Raw genomic sequence first — 23,242 nt, forward strand, 5'->3', positions numbered from 1 at the left:
GCCGATGCAAAGCGCAATCGTTCTTGGCGGCGGCATGGTAGGCGTGAGTGCCGCCTTGCATCTGAAGCAACGCGGCTGGACCGTCACGCTCGTCGACCGCCGCGAGCCGGGCCGCGAGACCAGTTACGGCAATGCCGGGATGATCCAGGCGGAGGCGGTGCGGCCCTATCCGATGCCGCGCGACCTCACTTCACTCCTGAATATCGCAACCGGGCGCACCAACGACGTGCGCTACAGCTTTTCGTCGCTGCATCGCCACGTCGAACCGCTGCTTCGCTACTGGTGGCACTCCGCGCCGAAGCGACACCGCGAAGCGATCGAGGCCTGGGCTCGCCTGATCGCCTATGCGACGCCCGAGCACGACATCCTCATCCGCGAGGCCCATGCCGACAATCTGATCCGCCGCGCCGGCTACCGTGTGCTGCATCGTGACGCCGCATCATTCGACCAGGCGATCAAGTCGGCGGAGGAAGATCGCCGCGAGTTCGGCGTGAATTTTCGCGTGCTCTCGGGCAGCGAGTTGACCAGGGCCGAGCCGATCCTGCGCGACGACCTCCCCGGCGCGATCCATTGGCTCGACACCTGGACCGCATCCGATCCCGGCGCCCTGGTCACGGCCTACGCCGATCTGTTCGAGCGTCTCGGTGGCGCCATCGTGCTCGGCAATGCGCAGTCGCTGCAGCAGACAGGGACCGGATGGTCGGTCGAGACTGACAATGGCCGCGTCGATGCCGCCAACGCCGTCGTGACGCTGGGCCCGTGGTCGCCGGATCTCCTGCACAAGTTCGGTTACCGGATTCCGCTGGTGCGCAAGCGCGGTTACCACATGCATTACAGCGGCGGCGCCTCGCTCGACCTGCCGCTGGTCGACAAGGGGGGCGGTTACGCCATGGGCCCGATGGCCAAGGGCATCCGCATCACCACGGGCGCGGAGCTGACCGGGCCGGATGCGCTGGCGACGCCGGTGCAACTCGCCAGTGCCGAAGCATCGGCACGCGAGTTGATCGATCTCGGCAAGCGTGCCGAACCGGAGCCGTGGTTCGGCACCCGTCCCTGCACGCCCGACATGGTGCCGGTGCTCGGTCGCGCCCCACGTCACCCCGGACTCTGGATGAACTTCGGCCACGGCCATCAGGGCTTTACGCTGGGACCCGCGACCGGACGATTGCTCGCCGAGATGATGAACGGCGAGACGCCATCAATCGATCCGACACCGTACCGGCCGGAGCGGTTCTAGCACTCAGCCTTCGCGGCGAGCACCGCAAGCGCCGCCGCCAAGCGCATCAACGGATCATCCCATTCGCGCGGGCGACGCTGGCGGAACAGCCGCATGGTCGGATACCACGGGCTGTCTTCGCGATCGCGCAGCCAGCGCCAGTCGAGCGCGTAAGGCGTCAGCATCCACACCGGGCGGCCGAGCGCGCCCGCCAGATGCGCCACCGACGTGTCGACGGCGATGACGAGATCGAGCGCCGCCACTGCCGCCGCTGTATCGGCGAAATCGCCGAGCGCAGGCGCGAGATCGATGATGTCGCCGCCGAGCGCGGCCAGCACCGAGACGTCTTCGGCGCGCGGCTCCTTTTGCAAGCTATAGAGCTGCACGCCCGGCATCACGAGCCGCGGCAAGACGGCCGCGGCCGGCAGCGAACGCTGCCGGTCGCCCTTGTGCCTGGGATTGCCGGCCCAGACCACGCCGACCTTCAGCCGCGCCTCGCAACCAAGCACAGTCCGCCAGCGCGACAGCTTCCCGGGATCGGCGTGCAGATACGGACCATCGGCAGGCACATTATCCAGCGTCGTGCCGAACAGGCGCGGCAGGCTCATCAGCGGCACCTGCAGATCGAATGGCGGCAGTGCTTCACCGCGGGGGATCACCGTGACGTCGGGCAGCTGCCGCAGCAGCGAGGCCAGCGCCGGCTGCACCTGCAGGATGATCTTGCCGCCGCTTGCGGTCACCAGCGGCAGATAGCGCACGAAATGCAGGGCATCGCCCAAGCCATATTCAGCGAATACCAGCAAGGTGCGCCCCTTGAGCGGCTCGCCCTGCCATTCCGGCTCGCTGAAATGGGGATCGCCGTCGGACAGCGCCTTGCACCTGCGGCGCCAGCGATAAGCCTCGAAGCCCTCGGCGAAATGACCGTTCATCAGCAGGAAATGCGCGTGGTTGTATTGCGCAAGCGGCTGCTCCGGATCGAGCGCGACGGCGCGGGCGGAGACCGCTAGCGCCTCGTCGAGCTCGCCCGCATTACGCAGCGCGACTGCGAGATTGGCGTGGCCCTTGGCATAGGATGGATCGGACGCCACCGCGCAGCGGTGCGCGGCGACCGCATCGGCGACGCGCTGCTGCTTCTCGAAAATGATACCGAGATTGGTATAGGCCGGCGCGTGATCGGGCTTCAGCCGCAGCGCGTGCTCGCAGGCCGCAACCGCGTCGTCGAGGTCGCCGAGATCGGAGAGGCAGGCGCCCAGATTGGTGGCGATCATGTGATCATTGGGATCAAGCGCGAATGTCTGCCGATAGATCCCGGCGGCTTCCTGCAAATGACGGGCTTCATGCAGGACAAGGCCAAGCAGGCGCAACGCCGCGACATTGTCGGACGCGAGCGCGACGGCGCGGCGGTACTGGACGATGGCGTCATCGAGCAAATCCTGCCGATAGAGCGCCGCGCCGAGATTGCACAGCAACCCGATATCATCAGGATCGGCCCGGAGTGCGCAACGATACGCAGCCACAGCGTCAGCAAGCCGGTTCTGGTCCGCAAGGACGTTGCCGAGATTGAGCCAGGCGCCACGGTAAGCAGGCTCGCGCGCGATCACGGCGCGATAGGCGTCCTCCGCCTCGATCAGCCGTCCCTGCTCGGCGAGCGCGACGGCAAGGTTGAAGCACGCGCGCGTCAGATGCGTATCGAGCGCGATCGCACGGCGATAGGCCGTCTCCGCCTCGCCGAAGCGCGCAAGCTCGCCCAAAGCCACGCCGAGCTTGTTGTGCAGGCCGGCATCATCAGGCCGCCCGCGTAGCGCGCGCTGGAACGCGGCCACGGCACCTTCGTGCTCGCCTTTCACAGCGAGCGCATCGCCCAGCGTGATCAGCGCCGGCGCATGATCGGGATCGATCGTGAAGACGCGGCTCAGCAGCGCAGCCCCTTCGGTGGCGCGGTCGGTGACGAAGGCGGCGACCGCGGCCAGATGCAGCGCCGGCACATGATCTGGCGCCGCCTTCAGAACCTCCGTGCAGAGGTGCCCTGCCCGATCCGGCCGGCCCGCCGCAAAATGCTCCGCCGCCTCCAGCACAATCCGATTAACTGCCGCCTCGCCCACGATACCACCGCCCCCCGACATCAGAGATGCCGGTTAAACGCGCGAGGCGGCCAATTCCGTCAGTCGATATGCGCGTCGAGGACGGCTTTGATGCACTGGGCATCCTCCGGCGTCGCCGGATTGTAGACGACCATGCCGAACTCGGGCCGGCCGTCGACGGCGAAGGCCGAATATTCGAACGAGATCGGGCCGAGCACGGGGTAGCGACCACGGTTTCGCCAAAGGAGAAAGGGCTGATCGAGGATCTCGATCAGCCCTCTTACTTCAAGACCTGCCGGCGCACCGCGCCGTTCGGTCGGGTCAGTCCGTCGTGACAGCGGTTTCCATGTCGGTCGGATCGATCTGCTGGCTCAGCCGCGCGGTGAGCTTGTCGCGATCGAGCTCGCCCTCCCACCAGGCGACGATCACGCAGGCCACGCCGTTGCCGCAGAGATTGGTCAGCGCGCGGCACTCGCTCATGAACTTGTCGATGCCGAGCACGATCGCCATGCCCGGCACGAGGCGCGGATCGACCACCGCGAGCGTTGCCGCCAGCGTGATGAAGCCCGCACCGGTGATGCCGGAGGCGCCCTTCGAGGTCAGCATCGCCACGACCAGGATCGTGAGCTGCTGGCCGAAGGTGAGATCGAAGCCCAGCGCCTGGGCGATGAAGAGCGTCGCCAGCGTCATGTAGATGTTGGTGCCGTCGAGGTTGAACGAATAGCCCGTGGGCACCACGAGGCCGACCACCGACTTCGAGCAGCCGAGCCGTTCCAGCTTCTCCATCAAGGACGGCAGTGCACTTTCCGACGAGGAGGTGCCGAGCACGATCAGCAGCTCGTCCTTGATGTAAGCCAGGAACTTGAAGATCGAGAAGCCGGCCAGCCGCGCGATGATGCCGAGCACGACGAACACGAACAGCGCCGCGGTGAGATAGAACGTGGCAATCAGGCCCATCAGATTGAGGATCGCGCCGGTGCCGAACTTGCCGATGGTGTAGGCCATCGCGCCGAACGCACCGATCGGCGCCGCGCGCATCACGATCGAGATCACGCCGAACACCGCATGCGCGGCATCGTCGATGAAGCTGCGGATGGTATGACCGCGCTCGCCGAGCCCCATGATGGCGAAGCCGAACAGCACCGAGAACAGCAGCACTTGCAGGATCTCGCCCTGCGCAAAGGCGCCAACCACGGTGTCGGGAATGATGTGCAGGATGAAGTCGACCGACTTCTGGCCCGCGGCCTGCTTGGCGTAGTTGGCGACGGCTGCTTCGTTTGCCGCTGCATTGCCGAAGCCGGCGCCCGGCTTCACGAGGTTGCCGATGATGAGGCCGATGACGAGCGCGAAGGTGGAGACGACTTCGAAATAGACCAGCGCCTTGACGCCGATGCGTCCGACCTTCTTGGCGTCCTGGATGTGGGCGATACCGGAGACGACGGTGCAGAAGATGATCGGCGCGATCACCATCTTGATCAGCTTGATGAAGCCGTCGCCCATCGCCTTGATCCAGTCGTTGGTGGCGACGGACGGCCACAACCAGCCGACGATCGCGCCAAGCACGATGGCGATGAGCACCTGGACGTAGAGAATTTTATACCACGGCTTGGCCGCGCTCGGTGCAGCCGGCGCACCAGCCATCGTTGTCGTTGTCATTGTTTCACTCCCCCTCAAAAACTCAGAGCCAGCCAAGATCAACTTGGCCGGCCCTGTCAATTGGAACATTCCGTATGGCGAAATCTAGCCGCGGCGGTCGACGATCCGGCGCGCCGCCGGCATCAGCGCGGCGCCGAGGGCGTTCTTGATGACGGAGGCCGCGAGGAACGGCACGACGCCGACCATCCAGGCCTTGGTTGCGCCAAGGCCGATGCCATAGGCGAGCCAGCCGAAGCCGGCGATGAAAATGACGACATGGCCGACCGCCATAGCCGCAAACAGCACCACCACGTTGCGATCCCAGCCGCGCTCGGCCAGCCAGCCGGTGATGAAGGCAGCAGCCACGAAGCCATAGAGATAGCCCGCGGTCGGGCCGACCAGCGGCGCAATTCCACCAACAGGGCCGGCGAACACCGGCAGTCCCATCGCGCCCTCGGCGAGGTAGGCAATCATGGTTGCGCTGCCAAGGCGCCAGCCATAGGCCGCACCGATCACCAGCACGACCAGCGTCTGCAACGTCATGGGCACATAAGGCAGCGGCAGGTTCACCTTGGCTGATAGCGCCATCAGTGCGGAACCGAGCGCGATCAGCACGACGGCACGCAAGTGCCCGACGGCTTCGCCCGGTCGGGTCGGCCACATCACTGCGGCAAGAGGAGAACGTGACGTGGCGGCGGACTGGACGGTTCGGTCAGACAAGATTGCACTCCGGAGATGTCGCGAAAACTGGCGGCTATTTAAGCCAGTGGGCGATCCGGTCAACTGCCTCCTGCATCTCCGTGGCCGAGCGCGCATAAGAGAATCGGATGAACGAGCGGCCATGGATCGGATCGAAATCGACGCCCGGTGTCGCCGCAACCTGGGCCTGCTCCAGCATCTGCTTGGCGAAGTCGAAGCTGTCGGAGGTGAAGTCCGAGACGTCGGCATAGAGATAGAACGCGCCGTCCGCCGGCAGGAACTTGCTGAGGCCCGCCTTCGGCAGTCCCTCGATCAAGATGCGCCGGTTCTCCTGATAACCGTGCTTGATCTCCTCCATCTCGGCCGCACCGTCGAAGGCAGCCTCCGCCGCGATTTGCGACAGCGACGGCACCGAGATCGAGAGGTTCTGCTGCAGCCGCTCGATCGGCCGCACCAGTATCTCGGGCACGACCATCCAGCCGACGCGCCAGCCCGTCATGCAAAAATACTTCGAGAAGGAGTTGATCACGAGGGCGTGCGGAGACAGCTCTGCCGCCGTAACTGCCGGAAAGGCATAATCGAGCCCGTGATAGATTTCGTCGGAGATGAAGCGGATGCCGGCATCCTCGGAAGCCGCAATGAGGCCGGCGAGCGCCTCACGGGACATCATCGTTCCCGTCGGATTGGCGGGGCTCCCGACCAGCACGCCTTTCAGCGGCGCCTTGCGATGGGCAGCGAGCAGCGCCTCGCCCGTCAGCGCGTGGCGCGTCTCGTTGGTGGTCTCGATCAGCACCGGCTCGCAGCCGAGCGCTGTGAGGATGTGACGGTATGGCGGATAGCCCGGCACCGTGACGGCGACGCGATCGCCGGGCTCGAACATCGACAGGAACGCCAGGATGAACCCGCCCGAGGAGCCGGTGGTCACCACGATCCTGTCGGGGCTGACGGTGCAGCCATAGGCATCGCGATAATGCCGCGCGATGCGCTCGCGTAGACTGGGGATGCCGAGCGCCGAGGTGTAGTCGATCCGCCCCGCAGAAAGCGCGGCCTGCGCCGCCGCAATTGCGGTCTTCGGCGCGCCGGCCGCAGGCTGACCGACCTCCATATGGATGACATGACCGCCAGCCGCCTCGATTCGGGCCGCAGCCGCCATTACGTCCATCACCATGAACGGGGGAACATCACTGCGGCGGGACGGCTCGAGCCACTGCCCCACCCGGTTCCTCAATGTCGCATCGTGCATCGATTTCTGCTATTTCGCTGGCGGACCGGTCCGTTCGGTCCGGAAAACAGGGCGCTTGCGCCCCAGACTAGCCGCATTATACGGCTCATAAGGGCATATCGCGTATCCGGTCGGCCGCCAATCGCCAAAACCAAGCACGAAACTGCTTCCAACTCCGCTTTGTATGTCCGTTTGATCCAGACCGTTTGATGTTGCTCCAGATCGCATTGCGCAAGAAGGCCTCGGCGCTGACCGCCCTCGTCACGGCGGCTGCGATCGCGCTGCTGCCGGTCCCGGCAACGCAAGCCCAGGAGGGCCGCGGGCCGCCGGTGCTGCGCGATACCGAAACCGAGCAGCTGTTGCGCGAATATACGCGCCCGATCCTGAGGGTTGCCGGTCTGGAGAAGCAGAACATCCAGATGGTGATCATCAACGACGGCTCGTTCAACGCGTTCGTCGCCGATGGCCGCCGCATCTTCGTCAATTTCGGCGCGATCCTGCAGTCGGAGACGCCGAACCAGCTGATCGGCGTGCTCGCGCACGAAACCGGGCATCTGGCCGGCGGCCATCTGTCCAAGCTGCGCGAGCAGCTCGCCAGTGCCCAGACCCAGATGATCATCGCCATGCTGCTCGGCGCCGGCGCGCTCGCGGCGGGTGCCAGCCGCGGCGGCAGCGGCAATAACGGGCTCGCCAATGCCGGCGCGGCCGCAATCGCCGGACCGCAGGAGATGATCCGCCGCTCGCTGTTGTCCTACCAGCGCCAGCAGGAGGAAAACGCCGACCGCGCCGGCGTGAAATTCCTGACCGCGACCCAACAGTCCCCGAAGGGCATGTACGAGACCTTCAAGCGCTTCACCAGCGAGAGCCTGTTCGCAGCGCGCGGCGCCGATCCCTATCTGCAGTCGCACCCGATGCCCGCCGAGCGCGTCGCAGCGCTCCAGGAATTCGCCAGCAGCAGCCCGTATTGGGACAAGAAGGACGATCCCGCGCTGCAGCTCCGCCACGACATGGTGCGCGCCAAGATCTCCGCCTTCCTGGAGCGGCCGGAGCTGGTGTATCGCCGCTATCCCCTGACCAATGACAGCATGCCGGCGCGCTATGCCCGCGCCATCAGCACCTATCTGCACGGCGATTTGCGCAGCGCGCTGACCCAGATCGACGCGTTGATCGCGGCACAGCCGAACAATCCGTATTTTTACGAGGTCCGTGGCCAGGCCCTGCTGGAGAGCGGCAAGCCGGCCGAGGCGATCGCTCCCCTGCGTAAGGCTGTCGCACTCTCAAACAATGCGGCCCTCATCGAGATGTTACTTGGGCAGGCCCTGGTTGGAACCGATAATAAGGCCTACACGGACGACGCCATTCGGATTCTCCGTGCCGCGGTGGCACGCGAGCCCGAGGCGCCGATCGGCTACACCCAGCTCGCGATGGCCTATGGCCGGAAGGGAAACTATGCCGAGGCGGATCTCGCCTCCGCCCAGGCCGCATATCTGCGCGGCGACAACAAGACCGCTCGCGAGCTCGCCACGCGCGCGAAAACCCGTTTCGCCGTCGGCACGCCCGGATGGGTCAAGGCCGACGACATCGTGGCGTCGAAACCGCCGCGCAACTAGACCTGTCCGCCACTTTGACGTCACGACACCAGCTTAAGTCCGCCGGGACGTTTTTTGAAACCTGCTCTGGATAAGAGGATTTGCCAATGCCTTCGCTGCGCCTGCTTGCTCCCGCGCTGTTTGCGCTCGCCATCTTCGGCGCGACGGGACCGGCTTCGGCCGAGAGCTTCTCCGATGCCCAGCGCACCGACATCGAGGCGATCATCAAGAACTACCTCGTCAGCCATCCCGAGGTGCTCGAGGAGGCCATGACCGAGCTCAGCAAGCGCCAGGCTGACGCGGAAGCGAAGAAGCACGAGGCCAGCATTGCGCAGAACTCGGATGCGATCTTCAATTCGCCGCGCCAGGTCGTGCTCGGCAACAAGGACGGCGACGTCACCTTCGTCGAGTTCTTCGACTACAATTGCGGCTACTGCAAGCGCGCGATGAGCGACATGCTCGACCTGATGAAGTCCGATTCGAAGCTGAAGGTCGTGCTGAAGGAGTTTCCGGTGCTGAGCCAGGGCTCGGTCGAGGCAGCCCAGGTTGCGGTCGCGGTGCGCATGCAGGATCCCTCCGGCAAGAAATATCTCGACTTCCACCAGAAGCTGCTCGGCGGTCGTGGCGCCGCCGACAAGGCGCGCGCGCTCCAGGCGGCCAAGGAAGCCGGCCTCGACGTCGCCAAGATCGAGAAGGACATCGCCAGCCCCGAAGTGCGCGCCACCATCGAGGAGAACTTCAAGCTCGCCGAAGCGATGGGCATGAACGGCACGCCGAGCTACGTGATCGGCAAGCAGATCGTGGTCGGCGCCGTCGGCCTCGACGGCCTCAAGGAAAAGATCGGCGTTGCCCGCTGCGGCAAAGCGACCTGCTGATCGCGCATCCTACAACTCACGCTCGCAACGAGGCCGGCTGAAAAGCCGGCCTTTTTCGTTGGCCGAAGCTCTGCACAAATCCTGGCGCAAATCCGGCGCGCGCGTTCATCGCGCGTTTAGGAAACAAATACCGCGGAACATCAGATGTTCCGGAACAACTCAAATCTCCTTTCGTTGGTGGCGCGGGCAATGACGCAAAGAAACACGTGAGGAGAATACGATGTCGAACCGCTTTATGATTTCGGTTGCCGCACTCGCACTCATCGCAGGCACCGGTCTGGCGAACGCACAAGGCACGACGAAGAACGAGAGTGGCGGCGCCGGCGCGCAGCCGATGCAGCACTCGCAGTCTTCGGGCGGCGCCGCCGAGCGCGGCAACTCGATGGGCAAGGAATCCACCCACGAGAAGGGCACCGTCGGCCAGGCTGGCGGCTCCAGCACCATGAAGTCCGGCACAACGGCCGAGGAGAAGTCCTCAGGCGCGGCCAAGGACGAGCACTCCGGCCGCGAGATGAACAAGAACGCGGCCGAGGAGAAATCCGGCGCCACCAAGAGCCAGCGCACTGACGAACATGCGCAGGGCCAGCAGGACAAGTCCAAGAGCATGAGCCAGGACACCGGCAAGTCCGGCGCCAAGGAGCAAAAGGACATGAAGGCTGAGGGCAGCAAGAGCGGCACCTCGACCAACAATGCCGAGAACCAGAAGGGCACCGAGACGCGCACCAACCAGAACGCACAGGGCCAGACCGGCACCAGCACCAACCAGAATGCGCAGGGTCAGAGCAGCACCAACACGACGGTCGGCCAGGCCGGCGCCGGCGCCAAGCTCTCGACCGAGCAGCGCACGCAGATCACCTCGGTGATCCGCGAGGAGCGCGTGCGTCCGGTGACCAACGTGAACTTCTCGATCTCGGTTGGTACCCGTATTCCGCGTGAGGGTATCGAGCTGCACGCCCTGCCGTCGCGGGTCGTGACGATCTATCCGGAGTGGCGGACCTACAAGTACGTCCTGGTCAAGGAAGAGATCGTGATCATCAATCCGGACACCTACGAGATCGTGGCGGTCCTGAACGTCTAAGGCCGGATGACGGCAACCTCAGGGGCGGGCAGCGATGCCCGCCCCTTTGCGTTCGGCCGGCAGCCATGCTTTTGACTGGTTAACAAGCAATTTCCGTAGCTTCCGCACAGGTTTTTGCACACCGGATGAGGTGCCTTAACCGGTCCGGGAGGCCCTTCAAGGCTTCCCCTCACGCGCTTTGTTACCTATAACCCCCGCCACGCCGAAACACCTTTCCGGGACAGGAATGGCCGAACCAGCAACCGACACGATCCTCGTTCTCAACGGGCCGAACCTCAACATGTTGGGGACGCGCGAGCCCGAGAAGTATGGCCATGCGACGCTGGCCGACGTCGAGGCGCTGTGCCGGGAGACGGCGGCGACCTTCGGCCTCAAGGCCGACTGCCGGCAGTCCAACCGCGAAGGCGAGCTGATCGACTTCATCCACGAGGCCCATGCCCGCAAGATGAAGGGCATCATCATCAACGCCGGCGGCTATTCGCATACCTCGATCGCGCTGCACGACGCGCTGCTCGCGGTGCAGATCCCGACGGTCGAAGTGCACGTGACCAATATTCACGCCCGCGAGAGCTTCCGTCACCACTCCTACACCGCGCGCGCGGCCTTCGCCTCGCTCTGCGGTTTCGGCATCGAGGGTTACCGCCTCGCCATCCAGGGCCTTGCCGCCAAGGTCGGCATCAAGCCCAAAGCCTGACGCTCCCTCTCACACAGAACATTCGGATCAAAGAACATGGCGCGCCAGCCAGACGACAAAGCAGCCGCAAAGTTTTCCAGCGACGATTCCGCGCTCGTCCGCGAACTCGCTTTGCTGCTCGATGAGACCAGCCTCACCGAGATCGAGATCGAGCGCGCCGGTCTGCGCCTGCGCGTCGCCCGCAATATCAGCGTCGCCGCGACCATGCCGATGCCGGTCGCAGCCGCTGCGCCCGCGCTCGTCGCGGCGCCGGCCGCCGCCCCCGCGGCCGCCGCGGACGTCTCCAAGCACCCGGGCGCGGTGACCTCGCCGATGGTCGGCACCGCCTATTGGGCGCCGGAGCCCGGCGCCAAGCCGTTCGTCGAGGTCGGCTCGAAGGTCTCGGTCGGGCAGACCCTGCTGATCATCGAAGCGATGAAGACCATGAACCAGATCCCCTCGCCGCGCGCCGGCACGGTGACGCAGATCCTGGTCGAAGACGGCCAGCCGGTCGAGTTCGGCGAGCCGCTGGTGATTATCGAGTAACGCGAATGGGGAATAGCGAGTAGCGAATGGAGTCGCCGTTCCCTATTCGCCGTTCGCCACTCGCCATTCGCTAGGACAACATGTTCGACAAGATCCTCATAGCCAATCGCGGCGAGATCGCCCTTCGCATCCTGCGGGCCTGCAAGGAGCTCGGCATCGCGACCGTCGCCGTTCACTCTACCGCCGACGCCGACGCCATGCATGTGCGCCTGTCGGACGAGAGCGTCTGCATCGGGCCGCCGCCGTCGAAGGACAGCTACCTCAACATCCCCGCGCTGCTCGCGGCCTGCGAGATCACCGGCGCGGACGCCGTTCATCCCGGCTACGGCTTCCTGTCGGAGAACGCGCGCTTCGCCGAGATCCTCGGTGAGCACAATCTGCAATTCATCGGCCCCAAGGCCGAGCACATCCGCCTGATGGGCGACAAGATCGAGGCCAAGAAGACCGCCAAGCGGCTCGGTATCCCCGTGGTGCCCGGCTCCGACGGCGCGGTCGGGCCCAACGACGACGCGCTGGCGATCGCGAAGAAGATCGGCTTTCCCGTGCTGGTGAAGGCGGCTGCCGGCGGCGGTGGCCGCGGCATGAAGGTCGCGCAGAGCGAGGCGGATCTCCAACTGGCGCTGTCGACGGCGGCCAATGAGGCGAAATCCGCCTTCGGCGACGCCTCCGTCTACCTGGAAAAATACCTCCAGAAACCGCGCCACATCGAAATCCAGATCCTTGGCGACGGCCGCGGCGGCGCGATCCATCTCGGCGAGCGCGACTGCTCGCTGCAGCGCCGCCACCAGAAGGTCTGGGAAGAAGGCCCCTCGCCCGTGCTGGCCGCCGCTGCGCGCGCCAAGATCGGCGAGACCTGTGCGAAGGCGATGCGCGAGATGAAATATCTCGGCGTCGGCACCATCGAATTCCTCTTTGAGGACGGCGAGTTCTACTTCATCGAGATGAACACGCGCATCCAGGTGGAGCATCCCGTCACCGAGAGCATCACCGACATCGATCTGGTGCTGGAGCAGATCCGCATCGCCGCCGGCGGCGAATTGCCGGCCAAGCAGAGCGAGATCCAGATCATCGGCCACGCCATCGAGTGCCGCATCAATGCGGAGAACCCGCAGACCTTCCGCCCCTCACCCGGCCGGATCTCGCAATACCACCCGCCGGGCGGGCTTGGCGTGCGCATCGATTCGGCGGTCTACCAAGGCTACCAGATCCCGCCCTATTACGATTCCCTGGTCGGCAAGCTGATCGTCCACGGCAAGACCCGCGCCGAATGCCTGATGCGGCTGCGCCGGGCGCTGGACGAGATGGTGGTCGAAGGCATCGAAACCACCCTGCCGCTGTTCCGCGACCTGGTGCGTCAGGACGACATCATCAACGGCGACTACCACATCCACTGGCTGGAACAATATCTGGCCGGCAAGGCGGAACCCGCCGCGAAATAATCGGCTCGCCTCATGGAACCCTTTGGCCCCAATCACGTTCTGGACGTTGGGGCCAGTTCCAAGGGGGCGTTTTGAATTCCACTCAGCCTGACAACGCGAGACCGTCGTGACGAGCGAGTCGCAGCGACGGCGCGTATTTTGGCAGATCCTGCTGTTTGCAGCGGGTTTGGTCGTGCTGACCGCGATCAGCGCCGGCTCCGTCTACCTCGTCAACAAGGCACGGGATGACAGCAAATGGGTCGTCCACACCATCGAGGCGGAAAACCAGATCAACGCCTTGCTGCTCGAAGTCCGGCGCGCTGAGAGCAGCGCCCGCGGCTTTCTCCTGACGCAGAAACCGGATTTCCAGTCGGATCATGAGAAGGCTGTCGCGGCAATCGTTCCGGCGCTCGACAAGCTCACGCGCCAGATCGGCGACAACCCGGCGCAACGCGACAGCATCGAGAAGCTCAGCGCGGCGATCGAGACTCGGCTCGACCAGTTCTCGCGCGAGATGAACTTCGTCAAGCAGGGGCAACCGGACATGGCCACCGCGCTCGTCCGCGAGGCCTCCGGCGGCGACATCACGACGACGATCGGCAATCTGGCCAACGCGATGATCCGGGAGGAGGAACGACTGTTCCGGGTTCGCAGCGCCAATTCCGACCAGAGCCAGACGCTGGCCGCCTCCCTCACCGGCATCGGCTCGGGCCTCGTGGTGGTGCTGGCCCTGATCTCGATCTGGCTCATGCAGCGCTCGGCACGCCTTCGTGACGAGGCCGAGGCGCGGCTGCGCGACGCCAACGTCAACCTCGAGACCATCGTCGATGAGCGCACCGCCGATCTGCGCGAGGCCAACGACGAGATCCAGCGCTTTGCTTACATTGTGAGCCACGATTTGCGCTCGCCACTCGTCAACATCATGGGCTTCACCAGCGAACTCGAGGAGCTCGGCGGCGACATCTTCCGCCGCGTCAGTAGTCTCACCCATATCCCGGCCGACGGGCCGCCTCTGGTCCCCGGCAGCACCGGCGAATTCGCGCTCGACGGCCCCGACCAGCAGCTCTCGGCGGATTTTTCCGAGGCGCTCGGCTTCATCAAGTCGTCGATCGCCAAGATGGACCGTCTGATCTCGGCGATCCTCAACCTCACCCGCGAGGGTCGACGCGAGTTCCAGCCGGAGAAGATCAACACCCGTGATTTCGTCGAGACCATCGTGTCGACGCTGGCGCATCAGGCCGTCGAGGCCCAGGCCGAAATCCATATCGAGGCGCTGCCGAATATCGTCAGCGACCGCCTTGCGCTGGAGCAGATCTTCTCCAATCTGATCGATAACGCGATCAAATATCTCAAGAGCGGGATACCCGGCGAAATCAGAATTCGCGGGCGCACCAAGCTCGGCTACGCTATCTTCGAAATCAGCGACAACGGCCGCGGCATCGACGCGAAGGATCATCAGCGGATTTTCGACCTGTTCCGCCGCGCGGGAACCCAGGACAAGCCCGGTCAGGGCATCGGTCTTGCCCACGTGCGTGCACTTGTGCGCCGCCTCGGCGGCACAATGTCGGTATCGTCGGAACTGAACGCGGGCAGCACCTTCACGATCACGCTGCCCATCGCCTGGAACGCCACCAAACGGAACGCCGATAAATGACCCAGCCTGTCAACATCATCATGATCGAGGACGACGAAGGGCACGCCCGGCTGATCGAGCGCAATATCCGCCGATCCGGCGTGAACAACGAAATCATCTCCTTCGCCAACGGCACCGAGGCGATGAAGCATCTGTTTGGCGCCGACGGCAGCGGGATCGCCCAGAAGGGCAACGCGCTCCTGATCCTGCTCGACCTCAACTTGCCCGACATGAGCGGGATCGATATCCTGAAGCAGATCAAGGAGAACAAATATCTCAAGGCCTCGCCGGTGGTGGTACTGACCACGACCGACGACAGCCAGGAGATCAAGCGCTGCTACGAGCTCGGCTGCAACGTCTACATCACCAAGCCCGTCAACTACGAGAATTTCGCCAATGCCATCCGGCAGCTCGGCCTGTTCTTCTCGGTCATCCAGGTCCCCCCCGCCGCACCATGAACCAGCGCACGCCAACACTGCTGTATATCGACGATGACGATGCGCTGGCGCGCCTGGTCGATCGCGGCCTGACGCGGCGCGGCTACAAGGTCGTCCATGCCGCGAGCGGCGAGGAAGGCCTCGAGCGCATCCGTAGTGCAATCGGCCAGGGTGGCAGCGATGGCGGCATCGATGTCGTGGCGCTCGACCAGTACATGCCGGGCCTCGACGGGCTCGAGACCCTCGAGCAGATCATGGCGATCCCGGACGCCCCGCCGGTGGTCTTCGTCACGGCCTCGCAGGATTCCAGCATCGCCGTCACCGCGCTGAAGGCCGGCGCGGCCGACTATCTGGTCAAGGACGTCAAGGGCGACTTCATCCCGCTGCTGCACGTCGCGGCCGAAGGCGCGCTGCGCCAGGCCGAATTGCAGCGGGCGCGCGAGGAAGCCGAGGCCGAGATCCATGCCTCGCGCGACCGCTACGCGGCGCTCGCCGCCGAGCGCGAGCTGCTGCTGCGCGAGGTCAATCACCGCGTCGGCAATTCGCTCCAGATCATCGCGTCGCTCCTGCATCTGCAGGCGAACTCTGCAGCTCAAGACGAGGTCAAGGCCGCGTTGACCAACGCGATGGGCCGCGTCGCAGCCGTCGCCCAGGTGCACCGCCGTCTCTACACCTCGCAGGACCTGAAGAGCGTGGTGCTCAACCAGTATCTGGACTCCCTGCTCGAGGATCTCCGCCGCTCCGCCGAAGGCAACCGGATGTCGCGCCTGACGGTGAAGGCCGAGCCGATCGAGATCGACCCGGACCGTGCCGTCGCCGTCGGCATCATCGTCAACGAGCTGGTGATGAACGCGGTGAAATACGCCTATCCGGACGGAGCCGGCCCCATTCATGTCGAGCTGATCTCGAAAGGGGACGACCTGCTGCTGTCGATCACCGACAACGGCGTCGGCGACAACGTCAAGGCCGATCCGCGCTCCACCGGCATGGGTCAGCGCATCGTCGCGGCCATGGCCTCCAAGCTCGAAGCCACCGTCGAGCGCGATCCCACGCATTCCGGAACCCGCATCATCCTGCAGTTCCCCCGAACCCCCGCCGTTCCCGGCAAGGCGAGCAGCGCGGCAGCGGGTTGATCTCCGCAGCCGGAATTCGCCCCCATCGCACGCGCAGCGCGATCCTGCTATGATCGGATGCCATGACTTCGCGCGACTCCGCTTCGTCTGAAATTACCCCGGCCGTGCTGCTGCGCGCCTATGCCTGCGGCATCTTTCCAATGGCCGAGAGCGCCGACGACCCGACCCTGTTCTGGGTCGAGCCGGAAATGCGCGGCGTGATCCCGCTCGATGGCTTTCGCGTCGCCTCGCGCCTCGCACGCACGGTGCGCTCGGATGCGTTTCGCGTCACCGTCAACACCGCGTTCAAGGCGACTATCGCCGGCTGCGCCGCGCCGCAGCTGGGGCGCGAGGACACCTGGATCAACAAGCGCATTCGCGACCTCTATGGCGGGCTCCACGAGCTCGGCCATTGCCACAGCGTCGAAGCCTGGCAGGGCGACGAGCTCGTCGGCGGCCTCTATGGTGTGAGCCTTGGCCGCGCCTTCTTCGGTGAGAGCATGTTCCACACCGCGCGCGACGCCTCCAAGGTGGCGCTGGTGCATCTGGTCGCGCGTCTGATCCATGGCGGCTTCGAGCTGCTCGACACGCAATACGTCACCGAACATCTCAAGAGCTTCGGTGCGGCCGAGATCTCGCGGCGGCGCTACACCGCGCTGCTCGACAAGGCACTCGCCGGCGAGCCAGGCGATTTCCTGCGGATGTCCAATGGTGAGGCGATCCCCGGCACGCGCGCGCTCGAGATCATCGCCTCACGGCAATAGATCAGGCTTACCGGCTGCCAAGAGCCGCGCCCCCCCTCAGTGAGACCAGAACCCCTCACCCGGACCGCATCTCCGATGCGCTCCGACCTCTCCCTAAGGGAGAGGTGTTCGGAGTTCGCGGATTGCACCGATTCAACCAAAACACATTCCGCTTTAGCGGCCAAACCCCGGGATACCGAACAGACCCGGCCGCTGCTCCGGCGGCGGAGGTGGTGGCGGAGCCGCCTGCGGCTGCTGCGGTGGCGGCAAGGGCTGCGGCGGACGCTGCTGCACGGCCTGCTTGGGCGCGGCCTTCTTCTGTGCGGCAGGCGGCGGTGGTGGCGCGGGCTTCGTCGCGGGATCCGGTGCCGCCGTCGCAATGGTCTGCTGCGGCTCTTTGCAGTCGGTGAGCCAGATGTCGTAGATCGGGTGCTCGACGCCGTGCAGGCCGGGACTCGCGGCGTACATCCAGCCGGAGAAGATCCGCTTCACCTCGCCTTGCAAGGTGATCTCGTCGACCTCGACGAAAGCGTCGGTATTGGCCGCTTCGGTCGCGGGCCGCGTGTAGCAGGCATCGGTCTTCACGCGCAGCGCGCCGAACTGCACGGTCTCGCCGATATCCTCGTCGAAATTGATGATGCGCCCGGTGATCTTGTCGAGGCCGGAGAAAGTCGCCTTCTTGTTCACGATCTTCTGGGCCGGCGGCTCGGTCACGACCTCGTCGCCCGGCTGAAGGCTCGCCGGGGCCTGCGGCACGGCGCCCTGCTGCGGGGCGCCTTTCTGCTGCGGCTGGCGGCCAGGAGCGGCGCCTGGCTGAGCCGGCGCGCCTGGCGGCGCAACCGCGACGGCGGGCGGCTGGTTCGGCGGCGCGACGGGGCTGCCCGGCGGCGGCGCCAGCGGCTGACTCTCGACCGGCCCGGGCATCACATTGCCCTGACGGCCCGGCGGCGGCATCGGGCGCGATGGCAGCACGCGACCCTGCGGCGGCAGCTCCGGCACCTCTTCGTCGTCGTCGGGGGTCGGCGCCGGTTGCGGCTGCCCGCCACGGGGAATGGTCCCCGGCGGCCGCAGCGGCGGCGGATCGGAGAAAATCGTGCCGATCTGCGCCTGCGCTGGCGTCGCCACCGTCAAAGCGGTGGCGGCCAAAAGCGCCGCAAGACCTGTCAGGGTAATGGTTCGAAACATATCTCGCGCGGCTTCAACAGCGAATCGGGCTTGTTGGACATTCTACAGGGGATACCGCCGCTCGCAGGCCCTCCGGTTAACACGGCGAATACGGCGGGGAAAGGGCGGCATTCCCGCCCTGCCCGCCGCCCGCTGGCCAGACAGGGCCACGGGTGGGATAGTCCGGAGGTCTTCAGTGCCAATGTTCCCCCCAAAGGCGTTTCAGGACACTGGCCGCCCCGCCCAGGACCGGGCTGAACAACGCCCTCTTACGCATGTCCTCCGTTCTCCAAACCATCTTCGCCCTTCCCCTCCGCGGCCTGACCTGGCTCGGCGGCCAGGGGACGCGCGCGGTGGCATCCGTCGTGTTCATTGCTGCCGCCGTGCCGCCGCTCGGCGCGCTGCTGCGCCCCTACGTCACCGAGGCGATCCTCGTCCTGCTCTGCATCTCGTTCATGCGGGTGGATCTCGCGGCGCTGTACGGCCATCTGCGCCGGCCGGCGCTGGTGGCGGCGGCCACGGCCTGGACCACGATCGGCGTGCCGCTGATCGTCGGGCTGATCGCACACGCGACCGGGCTCAGCGATCGCGCCCCCGGCCTGACGCTCGCGCTGATGCTCCAGAGCATGGCCTCGCCGATGATGGCCTCTCCGGCCCTCGCAGCCTTGATGGGCCTCGACGCCACGCTGGTGCTGGTCACGCTCGTGACCGCAACCGCGATCGTGCCCTTCACCGCATCGCTGTTCGCGAGCCTGTTTCTCGGCGGCATGCTCAGCATCTCACCGCTCACGCTCGGCCTGAAGCTGCTCGGCATCCTCGCGGCATCGCTGCTGGCCGCCACCATCATCCGCCGGGTTTTCGGCGCTGACGCGATCCAGCGCCACAAGCAGCCGATCGACGGCTTCAACATCATCATCCTCTTGGTCTTCGCGTCCGCGATCATGGGCGATGTCGTCAGCGATCTGGTGGCGCGGCCGATCTTCACCATCAGCCTCGCAGCCCTGTCCTTCGCGATCTATTTCACGCTGCTCGCCGTCACAACCTTGCTGTTCCGCCGCATCGGCTATGAGCGCGCATTGGCGCTCGGGCTGATGGTGTCACAGCGCAATCTCGGCCTGATGCTGGCCGCGACCGCCGGCGCGCTGCCGGCAACGACCTGGCTCTATTTCGCGATGACGCAGTTTCCGATCCACCTCTCGCCGTACATGCTGACGCCGATCGCGCGGCGGCTGACGGCGCGGGCGGAGACATCAGCGGCAGCCGCGAACAGCACTAGCTAGGGCGAGCCCTCATGAATGGAATGTCTGATTTCGAAGGTGGAACCGAATGCTAAAGTGGAGATTGCTTTTTAGCAGCCCTGCGCGACAGTTGACTTGAAAGTCCACTGTCCCCCGGCCATCGATATTCGATAGTGGCCACGCTTCCATCCAGCCTCCTGAGCGGAGACATAGCAGATCGCAAATTCGTCATTCGGAAGTCGAACCGATTTGAGTGTCTCCGGCGTTAATCGCCTATCACCCATGGCCTCGCCGACCGCGGCAAAAATGTCCCGCAACTGGTAGGCCAATATTCGGGATCACTCTCATCCATGGCGATGAGTCCCCTACCCCGCCCGCGCCGCGCGCCGCAGGGCCTGCGGGGGCTGGCCGAAGGCGCGGATGAAGGCGCGGCGCATGCGTTCGGGATCACCGAATCCGGTCGTCTCCGCAACGCGCTCGATGGCCTCGCGCGAGGACTGCACGCGCTCGCGGGCGACCTCGATCCGCAACCGCTCGATCGCCTTCGATGGCGTCGTGCCGGTCTCCGCGGCAAAGGCGCGCGCAAAGTGCCGCGCGCTCATGCCGGCGCGATCGGCGAGATTTTCTACCGTCAGCGGCGCGTCGAGATTTTCGCGCGCCCATGACAACAGCGCACCGAAACGGCCGTTCGGCGTCTTCAACTCCAGCAGCGATGAGAACTGCGACTGGCCGCCGCTGCGGCGATGATAGAGCACGAGCTGGCGCGCCGTCTGCTGCGCGATGTCCTCGCCATGATCTTCCGTGACCATCGCGAGCGCGAGGTCGATGCCGGCGCTGATGCCCGCCGACGTCCAGACATTGCCGTCACGGGTGAAGATCTGGTCGGGCTCGAACTTCACCTTCGGAAAGCGCGCGACGAATTCCCGCGTCCGGCCCCAATGCGTGGTGGCGCGGCGGCCGTCGAGCAGGCCGGCCTCCGCAAGCACATAGGCGCCCGAGCAGACGCTGGCGATCCGCACGCCGCGCTTCGCCAGCCGCTGCACGAAGGCGAGCGTCGTTGGACAGCGCGACGCCTCGGCCACGCCAGAGCCGCCTGCCACGACCAACGTCGTGATCGCATTCGTCGCCTTGAAATCACGCGCCATCATCTCGACGCCCGACGAGCTGCGCACGAGCCCGGCCTGCGCCGCCAGCACCCGCAGCGCCAGCGGCTTGCCGCCGGCGCGTGCCGCGATCTCGAACACCGAGATCGGGCCCGCCGCATCGAGCAGTTGGAAATCCGGGAAGATCAGGATGCCGATCATGCCTATGTCCGAAAGTGAGGGAAATACGCCATTTTGGACAGGAGGGCATCATGCCAATTTGCGCCCGTCAAGCTTTTCATCGGAGGTTCTCATGTCGGCACCGCTCCAGATCGGACTTCTGGTGTTTCCGCGCGTCACCCAGCTCGACTTCACCGGTCCGTTGCAGGTGTTTGCCAACGTCCCCGGCGCGAAACTGCATCTGATCTGGAAGCGCATCGAGCCGGTGCCGAGCGATTCCGTTCTCACGCTGACGCCGACCACGACGTTTGCCGACTGCCCGCAGCTCGACGTGATCTGCGTGCCCGGGGGCGGCGGCACCGACGACCTGCTCAACGACGAGGAGGTGCTCGATTTCCTGCGCCGGCAGGCCGAGGGCGCCAAATACGTGACATCGGTTTGCACGGGATCGCTGGCGCTGGGCGCCGCGGGCCTGCTGAAGGGCTATCGCGCTGCGACCCATTGGAGTGCGATGGAGATGCTCAGTCAGTTCGGGGCAACGCCAACGAAGACGCGCGTCTGCATCGACCGCAACCGCGTCACCGGCGGCGGCGTCACCGCAGGGATCGATTTCGCGCTGACGCTGGTTTCGATCCTGCGCGACCGCACGACGGCGGAAGCGATCCAGCTGCAGCTCGAATACAATCCGGCGCCGCCGTTCAATTCGGGCTCGCCCGACACAGCGTCCGCGGACGTGCTCGCCTTGCTCAGGGAGCGTGGCGCGCCGAGACAGGCCCGTCGCCTCGAAGCGGTGGCGCGTGCGTCGGCGCGGCTGATGTGACCCGCCCCAACAGAAAAAGGCCGCTCGGTTTCCCAAGCGGCCTTTCCTGTCTCACGGCGGCGCACATTCTCATCGGGCGATGTCGGAGCTTCCAGACCGGGGGCCTATCTCCCGATCGAGTCCTTCCTCGGCGGCCGCTGCATCTCGGGACAGTCGCGAACTGTTGCCCGAACCGAACGCGATGGTTTCCCATCTCCGTAAGATGGGTTCATTGAGCCGCATCGCCCGTGCAGGCGCAACAGGCGCGCTGAAAGCGTCCCCGCTGTTCCCGTTGTCCACAGCGACGTCATGCGGATGCGCGTGCATCCAATCCAGAGAGGGAAAGGACTCTTAGGCCTGCCCTTGGGCTCGATTTTGGGCCTAGCCAGGCGTCCAGGGCTGGTAGTCGCCGGTCGCCTTCGGCCGCTTGCCGCTGGCGAGCGTCGAGCCGGACGGACGGTAGGCCTTCGCCGTGCCGGTGAGATTCGGCTGGTGCGGCTTTTCCCACTCGCGCGGCTGGTAGTTGAGTTCGGTCGGCGGCGTGTCGACGACGTGATGGATCCAGCCATGCCACTCCGGCGGGATGCGGCTGGCTTCCGCATAGCCGTTGTAGATCACCCAGCGCCGCTCGAAGCCGAGCGTCGGGTCGATCTTGCCGCCGGCCGTGCGGTAATAGCTGTTGCCCTGCCCGTCCTGTCCGACCAGTTCCCCGTACCTGGAGGTCCAGAGTTGGGTGCCAAAGGTCTGGCCATTCCACCAGGTGAAGAGCTTCAGGAAGAATTGTTTCATGCGGCAAGGGCCCTGCTTCGTGCGGTCCTGATGCCATCCGGACGGCCAAATGTCCAGTTCGGCCAGCGCGGCCATGCCCAGCCCAGACGCGGAGACAGAATGAGCTCAGGCCGCCGCAAATCGGACGCGATCCATTCATGCCCGGTACAGCGTGGCTGAGGAAAGCTGTCCCTCATGCGCAAACCGGCGTGATCCCGGGAACTGCAGCCCTTTCGAGGGATTTGCTTCCGGGAAAGGAGTTTGAACATGAACAACCTCAGAGTTTTGAGTGCGGCCGCAGCGCTGGCACTGGTTCTTCCGATGGCGACCCCGAGCTTTGCCCAAGGCCCTGGCGGGCACGGCGGCGGTGGCGGTGGAGCCCACTTCGCAGGCGGCGGTGGCGGCGCTCACATCGGTGGTGGCGGTGGCGGCCACGTGGGCGGCGGCGGTTTTGCTGCCGGCGCGATGGCGCGCCCGAGCGCTGGACCGGCCTTTAGCGGCGGCGGTGGCAATTTCGCGGCCGGCCCGGCCGTGCGCCCGGGCAGCGGTGCGACATTCAGCGGCGGCACCCGCACCTTCGCCGCAACCGGCGGCACCTGGAATGGCGGCGGCGGCAACTGGCACGGTGGCTGGCACCACCGTCACGGCGGCTTCTGGCCCGGCTTCGCGGCGGGCGCGGCGATCGGCGGCCTCGGCTCTTATGCCTATTACGGCGGCCCGTATTACGGCGATTCCTACTACGACGATGGCTATTATGACGACGGTGCGACCGTCGCCGCGGTGCCCGACATTGGCGGCGATTCGTCGGCCTATTGCGCTCAGCGCTACCGGTCCTACGACCCGGCGTCCGGCACGTATCTCGGCTATGACGGGCTGCGCCATCCCTGCCCGTAACGCGGCCTGAGGTCCATCAGACGAGGGCGGCGCCGGCTTCGGCACCGCCCTTTTCGTTTGGCCGCCTTGTGTTGTCGGTGTTGCAGGTGCCGATGAGCAAACTGCGCGAACGAACGCACGGACCCTGCGATCGCCTTCGCTCGTGTCTTGCAAGTGTTGT

21 protein-coding genes and 1 pseudogene are annotated in these 23,242 nt (G+C 65.6%); 14 read left to right on the forward strand and 8 right to left on the reverse strand.

The annotated features are described in order from the left end of the window. Positions 1 to 4: 4 nt before the first annotated feature. Positions 5 to 1,237: an NAD(P)/FAD-dependent oxidoreductase gene (locus JQ587_RS30215; RefSeq protein ID WP_212299630.1), complete on the forward strand. Its 1,233-nt coding sequence runs from the start codon at positions 5 to 7 to the stop codon at positions 1,235 to 1,237. Here the strand turns inward: JQ587_RS30215 and JQ587_RS30220 are convergent. The 5 genes from JQ587_RS30220 to JQ587_RS30240 all read right to left on the reverse strand — a co-directional run bounded on the left by JQ587_RS30220 (position 1,234) and on the right by JQ587_RS30240 (position 6,874). Beyond that, positions 1,234 to 3,339, reverse strand: coding sequence for a tetratricopeptide repeat protein (locus JQ587_RS30220; RefSeq protein ID WP_212427776.1), 2,106 nt, complete (start codon positions 3,337 to 3,339; stop codon positions 1,234 to 1,236). The genes JQ587_RS30215 and JQ587_RS30220 overlap by 4 nt on opposite strands. Before the next feature lie 38 nt (positions 3,340 to 3,377). After that, complete coding sequence (locus JQ587_RS30225) at positions 3,378 to 3,515, reverse strand: hypothetical protein (protein WP_212427777.1); 138 nt, start codon at positions 3,513 to 3,515, stop codon at positions 3,378 to 3,380. Positions 3,516 to 3,618: 103 nt separating this feature from the next. Further along, on the reverse strand, positions 3,619 to 4,953 hold the full coding sequence (locus JQ587_RS30230) for a dicarboxylate/amino acid:cation symporter (protein WP_212299628.1): 1,335 nt from the start codon (positions 4,951 to 4,953) through the stop codon (positions 3,619 to 3,621). 84 nt (positions 4,954 to 5,037) lie between these two features. Next, positions 5,038 to 5,595: a biotin transporter BioY gene (locus tag JQ587_RS30235; protein ID WP_212299827.1), complete on the reverse strand. Its 558-nt coding sequence runs from the start codon at positions 5,593 to 5,595 to the stop codon at positions 5,038 to 5,040. Between the two features lie 91 nt (positions 5,596 to 5,686). Next, entirely contained in the window at positions 5,687 to 6,874 is a 1,188-nt protein-coding gene (locus tag JQ587_RS30240; protein ID WP_212427778.1) for a pyridoxal phosphate-dependent aminotransferase, read from the reverse strand. Positions 6,875 to 7,062: 188 nt separating this feature from the next. Here JQ587_RS30240 and JQ587_RS30245 point away from each other — a divergent pair, with 188 nt between their 5' ends. From JQ587_RS30245 to aat, 10 genes are all read left to right on the forward strand, one after another. After that, complete coding sequence (locus tag JQ587_RS30245; protein ID WP_212427779.1) at positions 7,063 to 8,463, forward strand: M48 family metalloprotease; 1,401 nt, start codon at positions 7,063 to 7,065, stop codon at positions 8,461 to 8,463. 86 nt (positions 8,464 to 8,549) lie between these two features. After that, positions 8,550 to 9,317 carry a DsbA family protein gene (locus tag JQ587_RS30250; protein WP_212299625.1) on the forward strand — a complete coding sequence of 256 codons (768 nt, stop codon included), beginning with the start codon at positions 8,550 to 8,552 and terminating at the stop codon, positions 9,315 to 9,317. Positions 9,318 to 9,537: 220 nt separating this feature from the next. After that, positions 9,538 to 10,395: a DUF1236 domain-containing protein gene (locus tag JQ587_RS30255; RefSeq protein ID WP_212427780.1), complete on the forward strand. Its 858-nt coding sequence runs from the start codon at positions 9,538 to 9,540 to the stop codon at positions 10,393 to 10,395. A gap of 226 nt (positions 10,396 to 10,621) precedes the next feature. Further along, a complete protein-coding gene (aroQ, locus tag JQ587_RS30260) occupies positions 10,622 to 11,089 on the forward strand; it encodes a type II 3-dehydroquinate dehydratase (RefSeq protein ID WP_212427781.1) in 468 nt (155 codons plus the stop codon). Positions 11,090 to 11,125: 36 nt separating this feature from the next. Next, positions 11,126 to 11,614 (forward strand): acetyl-CoA carboxylase biotin carboxyl carrier protein, encoded by a 489-nt coding sequence (accB, locus tag JQ587_RS30265; protein WP_212427782.1) that lies wholly within the window; start codon positions 11,126 to 11,128, stop codon positions 11,612 to 11,614. Positions 11,615 to 11,694: 80 nt separating this feature from the next. Next, positions 11,695 to 13,053, forward strand: a complete 1,359-nt coding sequence (gene accC / locus JQ587_RS30270; protein WP_212299621.1) for an acetyl-CoA carboxylase biotin carboxylase subunit — start codon at positions 11,695 to 11,697, stop codon at positions 13,051 to 13,053. A 106-nt stretch (positions 13,054 to 13,159) separates the two neighbouring features. Beyond that, complete coding sequence (locus JQ587_RS30275; RefSeq protein WP_212427783.1) at positions 13,160 to 14,686, forward strand: sensor histidine kinase; 1,527 nt, start codon at positions 13,160 to 13,162, stop codon at positions 14,684 to 14,686. Beyond that, the gene (locus JQ587_RS30280) at positions 14,683 to 15,123 is read left to right on the forward strand and encodes a response regulator (RefSeq protein ID WP_212299619.1); all 441 of its coding nucleotides are present in this window, start codon (positions 14,683 to 14,685) and stop codon (positions 15,121 to 15,123) included. Before JQ587_RS30275 ends, JQ587_RS30280 begins: the two co-directional genes overlap by 4 nt. After that, complete coding sequence (locus tag JQ587_RS30285; RefSeq protein WP_212299618.1) at positions 15,120 to 16,235, forward strand: sensor histidine kinase; 1,116 nt, start codon at positions 15,120 to 15,122, stop codon at positions 16,233 to 16,235. The genes JQ587_RS30280 and JQ587_RS30285 overlap by 4 nt, the downstream gene beginning before the upstream one ends. Positions 16,236 to 16,297: 62 nt before the next feature. Beyond that, a complete protein-coding gene (gene aat / locus JQ587_RS30290) occupies positions 16,298 to 16,978 on the forward strand; it encodes a leucyl/phenylalanyl-tRNA--protein transferase (protein WP_212427784.1) in 681 nt (226 codons plus the stop codon). A gap of 153 nt (positions 16,979 to 17,131) precedes the next feature. Here aat and JQ587_RS30295 read toward each other — a convergent pair. Further along, positions 17,132 to 18,183, reverse strand: a pseudogene (locus JQ587_RS30295) (DUF2155 domain-containing protein). A 213-nt stretch (positions 18,184 to 18,396) separates the two neighbouring features. On the opposite strand from JQ587_RS30295, the gene JQ587_RS30300 reads away from it, so the two are divergent. After that, positions 18,397 to 19,401, forward strand: a complete 1,005-nt coding sequence (locus JQ587_RS30300; protein ID WP_212427786.1) for a bile acid:sodium symporter family protein — start codon at positions 18,397 to 18,399, stop codon at positions 19,399 to 19,401. A gap of 323 nt (positions 19,402 to 19,724) precedes the next feature. Here JQ587_RS30300 and JQ587_RS30305 read toward each other — a convergent pair whose 3' ends face one another. Beyond that, positions 19,725 to 20,663, reverse strand: a complete 939-nt coding sequence (locus JQ587_RS30305; RefSeq protein ID WP_212427787.1) for a GlxA family transcriptional regulator — start codon at positions 20,661 to 20,663, stop codon at positions 19,725 to 19,727. Positions 20,664 to 20,754: 91 nt separating this feature from the next. Between JQ587_RS30305 and JQ587_RS30310 the strand changes: the two genes are divergently transcribed. Continuing rightward, positions 20,755 to 21,441: a DJ-1/PfpI family protein gene (locus tag JQ587_RS30310; RefSeq protein ID WP_212299613.1), complete on the forward strand. Its 687-nt coding sequence runs from the start codon at positions 20,755 to 20,757 to the stop codon at positions 21,439 to 21,441. Positions 21,442 to 21,801: 360 nt separating this feature from the next. Here JQ587_RS30310 and JQ587_RS30315 read toward each other — a convergent pair whose 3' ends face one another. After that, the gene (locus JQ587_RS30315) at positions 21,802 to 22,209 is read right to left on the reverse strand and encodes an NADH:ubiquinone oxidoreductase subunit NDUFA12 (protein ID WP_212299612.1); all 408 of its coding nucleotides are present in this window, start codon (positions 22,207 to 22,209) and stop codon (positions 21,802 to 21,804) included. Positions 22,210 to 22,455: 246 nt separating this feature from the next. Here JQ587_RS30315 and JQ587_RS30320 point away from each other — a divergent pair, with 246 nt between their 5' ends. Beyond that, positions 22,456 to 23,082, forward strand: a complete 627-nt coding sequence (locus JQ587_RS30320) for a BA14K family protein (RefSeq protein WP_212299611.1) — start codon at positions 22,456 to 22,458, stop codon at positions 23,080 to 23,082. Positions 23,083 to 23,242: the final 160 nt, after the last annotated feature.

Origin of the sequence: Bradyrhizobium manausense, from assembly GCF_018130615.1 — a bacterium.
GTDB lineage: Bacteria > Pseudomonadota > Alphaproteobacteria > Rhizobiales > Xanthobacteraceae > Bradyrhizobium > Bradyrhizobium manausense_A.